The organism is Haloparvum sedimenti (assembly GCF_001462205.1).
GTDB classification, from domain to species: domain Archaea; phylum Halobacteriota; class Halobacteria; order Halobacteriales; family Haloferacaceae; genus Haloparvum; species Haloparvum sedimenti.
Genome location: NZ_LKIR01000022.1, coordinates 1 through 2,562 on the forward strand (window position 1 = coordinate 1; position 2,562 = coordinate 2,562).

At 62.8% G+C, this 2,562-nt stretch carries 3 protein-coding genes; all 3 read left to right on the forward strand.

The window, feature by feature from the left end:
* Positions 1 to 274 (forward strand): hypothetical protein (locus AN233_RS01305; RefSeq protein WP_058365071.1); only part of this gene is annotated, 274 nt, incomplete at its 5' end.
* The gene (locus AN233_RS01310) at positions 271 to 1,155 is read left to right on the forward strand and encodes a hypothetical protein (protein ID WP_058365072.1); all 885 of its coding nucleotides are present in this window, start codon (positions 271 to 273) and stop codon (positions 1,153 to 1,155) included. The genes AN233_RS01305 and AN233_RS01310, both read left to right, overlap by 4 nt.
* Positions 1,152 to 2,562: primase-associated protein (locus AN233_RS01315; RefSeq protein WP_058365073.1), on the forward strand; the 1,411-nt coding region annotated here is incomplete at its 3' end. The genes AN233_RS01310 and AN233_RS01315, both read left to right, overlap by 4 nt.

The window sequence follows — 2,562 nt, forward strand, 5'->3', positions numbered from 1 at the left end:
AGCAGAGCTCGCGAGTAACAACCGGCACGCCCCGGTCGAGGATTACGACAAACTCAGCGCGGTGAACGCCGACGCGATCTGGGCCTTCAACAATCGCGAGACGGCGCTCGACGTATTGGAGAGCCTTGCCGACGCGGATCGGATCGACGAGCGGGTCAGCGGGCGGGCGGCACGGTCGTTCGCGACCATCAGAGACGCCGTCGACGACCTCGATGCTGGGGGCCTGACCACTGTATGGGGCTTCAAAAATCTCGATCAAGAGCTCAACCAATGACCTGGCGACAGGCGACCCGCGAGGAGATTTACACCTACTACGCGGAGGGGTTCCCGCGCTATCTGGACGATTTGCCGGAATTCATCACGGCGACCGGCCCGAAACAGTACGCCGTCGCCTTCCGAGAGCCCCACCCAGTGCGCAAAGACGAGGTGCCGGACAAGGACTTCATCCGGCGGGATACGTGGCAAACAGATCCGTCGGGGGACCGAACGACGCCCGAGTTTGACGACTTCGAGGATGTCGTTGAGTTCATTCGGCATCCAGCGCGCAACGACCCGCTGGGGCGGAGCGAGTTCGCGCTTGCTGATCCGGAGGTGCTGAAGAAACCGGACCCACGGCCCGACGCCGTCTACTACGCGCTGGATCACTGGGAACGACCCTGGGTCCTCCTCGTTGACATCGACGCGAAAGAGATTGCCCGAGACCGGGCGGTGGAGCGGGTCCCGGCGGACGTCGATGATCGGGACGACGATGCGCTCCTCGACGCTGCGGGTATCCTCGACGCCGCTCCCGAGGGGTATCCGTACGCCTTCGAAGACATCGACCGCGCCATCGAATACGGGTTCGAGGTGCGTGACATCTTCGAGGACGATTTCGACGCCGAGGAGACGATGGTCGTGTACAGCGGGCAGGGGGTCCACGTCTACCTGCTGGACACCGACCCGGCGCACCGATACGACGAGCAGAGTCGCGAGGTGTTGAACGACCTCCTCCTCGAGACATACGACATCCCGATCGACCCCGTCGTGACGGCCGACCGCCGGCGTGTCGCTCGCCTGCCCTACTCGCTGCACGCCGACGTCTGTAGCATCGTTCAACCAATCGAGAGCCCGGCGTTCGACGTTCGGTCGGCGACACCCGAGGTGATCGACGAATGAGTCCGAGTACCCCCACCGACGACGAGAACATGGCGTATCGGGTTGCGGCACTCCCGCTGGAGTATGGTGAGACCCGTATCAACCAGCTGTTTACGCGTGGCTACAACCGATACGTCGTCGACGGCGAGGACCAACCCGAGGACCTCGTGAACGACGTCGAGCGGTTCGGGACGGCAGCGTTCAAAGAGCAGGTTCGTGCCGACGCCGCCGAGGAGCCGTTTGTCGACGAGCCGGGGACGCTCGCCGTGCTCGCGACGTTGAGTGCGATCTGTGTGAAAGAGCACCCCAAGTTCGAACACGCATCGCCTCGGAACATCCAGGTGCTCTACGATATCCGGGAGCTGTACGTCAACAATCTCGCCTCCCTCATTCGGGCCCACGGCGATGGGTCGCTCCAACAGGACATCGCCGACGTGCTGTACAGCAAGGAGCCCGGTGAAGATGGCCCGCATCCGGGTCGGGTCTGTACGGGCATCAAAGAAATGCCGGAGTTCGGGGAGGGCCTGTACCTCGAAATCCCGATGGCGGCGGCGTCACGCAAATGTCTCGTTCGAGCGGAGGGCGAGTCATCGACGGGGAGTGACGGCGGGGAGATACTGACGCAAGTGAAGGACAACAACCTGTACGTCCCGGTCGGTGATTTCGACAGCAAGTATCGGGACTACGCTGAGCAGGCGTTCAAGAAGCTCCTGAGGGTGCAAGAAGACGGACTCTCCCACGACCAGCTATCGTGGCTGACCACGAACGAGTCGGCGATTACGGAGCGGATCGACCGCTTCCTCGAGACCGGCCATCACGAGCGAATCTGGCGGAACTGGGACCGTGGGGAACGGACGATCCGCGTCCTCCGACGGGCCCTGAGTGCCGCACCCGACGACGTGGCACAAACGGGCGAGTTCCACACGGCGAAAGAGCTGTATCGAGCGGTCGAGGCGTACGAGGCCGAGGACGAGTGGGAATCCTCAGTAACAGACTGGATCTCAAGTCCGAGCAGTCTCGCGAAGACGCTGGCCGACCACGAGTCCCACTCGGCCGTCACGATCGATCGCGACGGGCGCGTCAATACATACCGAATCGGGCGAGCCGGGGCCGGCGCCGAGCAGATCGAAGTGCGAGAGATCGAGGACCTCTTTGAACTCCCCTGTATGGCGAATATGGAGGAGCGGCTACACGACAAGAAGCCCGTCCGGAAGGACCTCTACAACTTTGCGCGGATGGTGATGTGGCTGCCGCAGTATCAGGACAGCAGCCTCGACGAGATCGTCGCGGACCTCAAGGACGTTTTCTCCCGGTGGCCGTGGTACGACGAGCAGGAGACCGAATACCAGGTCCGCTACGAGTTCTCGAACACCATCGACGGCGACACGCCGTTGCCGATGAACTGCGATAACGACGATCTGCAGCGCT

Coding starts and splice junctions, on each gene's coding strand:
- AN233_RS01310 (WP_058365072.1), top strand. CDS start 271: ATGACCTGGCGACAGGCGACCCGCGAGGAGATTTACACCTACTACGCG.